Source organism: Mycobacterium innocens (genome assembly GCF_900566055.1).
In the GTDB taxonomy this organism is placed as follows: Bacteria; Actinomycetota; Actinomycetes; order Mycobacteriales; family Mycobacteriaceae; genus Mycobacterium; species Mycobacterium innocens.
Window position 1 is genome coordinate 1 of the sequence record NZ_UPHQ01000147.1, and the last position, 4141, is coordinate 4141.

Annotated in this window: 1 protein-coding gene and 2 pseudogenes; all 3 read right to left on the minus strand. The window is 63.5% G+C overall.

Annotated features, from left to right (window positions below):
• Positions 1-199: 199 nt before the first annotated feature.
• Positions 200-681, minus strand: a pseudogene (locus tag EET03_RS15130) (putative alpha/beta hydrolase); the annotation flags it as partial.
• A gap of 296 nt (positions 682-977) precedes the next feature.
• Positions 978-1436, minus strand: a complete 459-nt coding sequence (locus tag EET03_RS15135) for a hypothetical protein (protein ID WP_075542926.1) — start codon at positions 1434-1436, stop codon at positions 978-980.
• 252 nt (positions 1437-1688) lie between these two features.
• Positions 1689-3764: pseudogene (locus EET03_RS15140) on the minus strand (DUF5631 domain-containing protein); the annotation flags it as partial.
• Positions 3765-4141 lie beyond the last annotated feature (377 nt).

Below are 4141 nucleotides of genomic sequence, written 5' to 3' on the forward strand. Positions count from 1 at the left end.
GCGGGATCACGTTCCCGGCGTGCCCGACGACATCATCGCCACGCACCTCGATACGGAGATTCTTCGACCAATCGTTGCTAGTCTGCATCTGTTAGGTGCGCTCCATCTCGGATCATCGGTGCTGTGGTAAGTCCGATTATCCTTGTGGCAGCGCGCCTTTCACGTTAACGACACTCGATGCCACTCAATTACATGAAAGATCGAGGCCGAGGTTCTTTCCATGGCGGACGGTGATTTCGGTCATGTTGTGCAGCGCCTCGCTGCCCTTGTTGTAGTAGTGCGAATGGTCGTTGAACCAGGGGGTGATGTTGTGCGAGCCGGCGACTTCGGCGCGGAAGCGCACCGACCCGAAACCGTCGTGAGCCGGATCGGTGCCCAGTCCCGCTAATGGCCCGAGAGGGGCGCCGAGTGCGTTGTTGACCCAATTGGGCACCGCGCTACCTGATTCACCGATCCAGCTGATCGCGTCGGTGGAGGCAGCACCTACGTAGACCTGTCCGCCGTTGAGGTGGAAGTCGGTGGCACTGCGCGCTAAATCGGTTCCCGGGCAGCCGCGCCTCCCTGGCGCGCCATCCATGGTGTGCCGACCTGTTGCAGCTTGGTCGGGTCGGTCGCGGCCGCTTCCGGATTTTGGAAGTCGAACGCCGGTGCGTCATAGCCCATCCAGGCGATCACTGAGGTGGGAGCCAGCCGTAACCTCCCGAAACATCCCGCAGCCCAGCAGTTCTGGTAGTCTTTGGCCGGCTCGACTACTTGATCCACGGCATGTTCGTCGGCGAGCGAACGCTCGGGTGATCGGGGTCGTTCCCAAACGGATACATCGACGAACAAACTCCTCAGGCGAAGATCGCCGCGGTCAGCGCCGCAAGGCAGACCTGCCATCGTCGACGACGGCTGATTGACATCACTCCACACGATGAAAAAGGCCGCACGTCAAGAAAGCAACCAGTACGGGATGCGTTGCTGTCGTTCAGACTTCATCCTCCACGTAGCTGGTCGCTGATATTGAGCCAGCGGGCGTGACGATGGTCGCCCATGTTGCGACACTCGCCGGAAAGTTCGACATCGCCATCCGCGCCTAGAAAGGGGCTCACCCCGATGATTGCCATGACGCCATCTTTGTGGATCGCCGTTCCGAACGGGCGCAGCCCAGGTGGGGGGCCGGCCAACCAGCCATGCGCCACCATCGTTGCGGCCACTTGCTCAAAGTAGGCGTTGCGATCCATGCCGGCGGGGACGTTAAACTTGACGTTTACGCGGCCACGGTAGGGCGGATCGCCCTGGTCATTGCAGGACTCCCACCCAAATTCTCCCGAGACATCCTGTAGTCCAGCTACTTTGGCGATCTGCTTCGCTGGCTCGATCACCTGCGCCATGGCCTGCTCATCGGATAGCGGATGCTCGGGGCGATCAGCATCGTGCGCAAACGGATACATCAGTGAACAACCTCCCAATGGGAAAGCCATTGTCAGCGCTACGGCCGCAAGCCGCAGCAGGCCTGACCGGCGGAAGTTACTTGAACTCATGGTCATTGGTGACGGAGTCTCCAGGCCGGTCCCAGTCGGGGTCGACAGTAACAGGTGTGGTGATCTCGACGTGCGGTAGCGGAATCGTTCCAAAAGGGGTATGCACCTGGGTCGGGGTAGAGATTCGTTCTTCGGCTCGGGGTGGGGCTAGCATTCCTTCCCGATTAACGCGTTGATCGCCGCCAACAGCATCCAATCAACGACGGCCGCGGCGTCATGATGCGGATACGTGCTCAGGACCGATTGCTGTATCTCGGTGGCTCTTTCATGTAGTAGCTCGACTTCATTGTCTGGTACGCCGTACTTGCGCGCGGCGGCTATTGCGACTGCCTGCGCGATGCGGGGTAGTCCGTCGCGGCGGCGCACGGCTTCGACCAGGGTCGGGCCGAGTTCGTCGACCGTCGGCGCAGTCCGGGCGGTGCGGTCCCCGGTTAGGGCGGGTTCGTCGGGTCCTGGCTCGCCGATGTAGCCGTGGGGTTGGTGTACGGCGGCCACCGAGACCGCGCCGAGGAGGTCTTCCACATTGGCATCGTGACGTCGTGGTGCCGGCTCCAGCAGCGTCACATGGGCGGGCAGCCGCACGTGGGGTGGAATCCAGCCTCCGGCGAGGTCGGTAACCAGCAGTGTGGTCCGTCCGCCGTCGCGTAGGCCGGCCGCCCAGGAGATGTTTGGTTCCTGTCGGGCCATCGCATCGACGAAGCGTCGCAAGCGTTGCTGCTCGGCCGATCGGTTCGCCGCGTCGCCGGTTGTGGCCCCGGCCGTAGCGGCTACGGTGGCACCGGCCAATGGTGATGCTGCGCTTGCCGTTTGCCCTTGGGCGGCCTGTGAGGTGGATTTTGCGACTGGCGACATCATCGAGGCACCGGCCGAGGGTGACGATGACGGGGAGGGCGCTACTGCTGCCCCCGATACTGGACCGGTGGGGGCGGCGGTAGGCGGTGTGATGACTGGCGGACGCAGGTCAGAGCCGTAGGCGGGCAACGGTCCCGCCGGGGCGCTGACTGGGGCGATCGGACTTGTGGCCGGTCCACCCGCAACTACCGGGGACACCGTGGTCATGCCGGTCTCAGCCGTCGGTGATACGACCGGGGCCGGAGCTGCGGCCGCGCTCATGTCGGGAACATGAGGGACGGCGGCGGCGCCGGTCGCGATTGCTGGAGCGGCGGCCATCGGCGTCGTCGCGGGTGGCGTAGCTGGTGCCAAAGGCTCTGTGGCCGCGTGGATTGTGCCCTCCGACAACGATTGCGCTCCGGCAGCCGCCGGTTCTCCGGTCATCATTCCCGTGGCGAACGACTGGCTTAGGGACTGCGGTGATAAAGGTGCGGCGGCCGCTGCCAAAGGCCCACCGGTCGCCGTCGGGGCCGAAATGCCGGGCGTTGAGGGGCCGCCAACGACAATCGCGGGAGTACCGGGCGGCAACGGTGGCGCTACGGTACCGACTGGCGGTGGCCCGGCAGGCACTTTACCAACACCGAACGCCGCTAGTGACGCCGATGCGGCGCCGCGACCACCCGGCGGGGGCGCCTCGGGCACCTTACCGACGCCGAACGCTACTGGTGACTCCGGCGACACACCGTCGTTGCCAGCCGGTGACTGTGCGCCGGGAACCTTGCCACTGCCAAAGGCTGCCTGTGCGTCTGGCGACGGCGAATCCAAATCGTCGGCGGTAATCGGGCGTGATGGTGGCGGACTGTCGAGATTCACGCCGTGCTCACGCAGCCACTTGCGGGCGTCACCACCGATGGTTGCATCGAGCACGCGCTGCGTAGCGTCGACAATGTTGGATATCGCATTCGCGCCGGCATGGGATGCGCTTGCGTTCTTTTCGACAATAACCGCATTCACCGCGGCAACTTTGGCCTCCGTTGACCCGTTACCAGATAGAATCCGGTCTATCTCCGCGTTGCCGGACTCGGCTATTTCGCTGAGCCGATCACGTAAATGGTTGACCGCGTCTGCGACTAGGTCGCTTTGCTCACTTTTCACTTGGCACTGATGAGCGATAGTAGCTACACGCTGCTCGCCGCGCCAATACCGTTCAAGCAAATCGTCGGCGGTCCGCCCTTTATTTACTGCCAGTTGCGATCGTGTGTTTTGCAGGTCGCCCGCCTCTTGGCGCTTGTGTTCCCCTGCTTGGCGCCAATAGGCAACCCCAGCCGTCACCGCGTCAGGCCGTGCCGGCCACCACGCACCGACCAATAATGCCGACCACCTACCTGGTGGCAGGTCAACCGCCACCACAGACAGCCTTCATGCGCGCGTCCTTAACATTGACATTATCAACGGCTGCCCGGAAGGCCGGATCGTCACGCCCAATTGCGATGCTGCCTGCGGCGTTGGCGCTGGTGTATGCGGCAGCCAGTGCAAGCGCGGCGGCCCGATCGGCGGGTGTTAGCGCAGGGGTAGCGCTCACCTCCTGTTCTAGCATTACCGCCCTGCGTTTCGTCAAGTGGTTTGGCCCCACTGATCTGCATGAATTTTGGCCCCGGGCGTTTGGTGTTGGGGCTTGATAGTTGGTGTGCTGGTTCGGCGGCAGCGAGGTGCGCTGCGTGTTGGTGTGCGGTGTCGAGTTCGGCGGCGGTGTGCTGGGCGTATCTGATGGCGTTTTGCAGGTT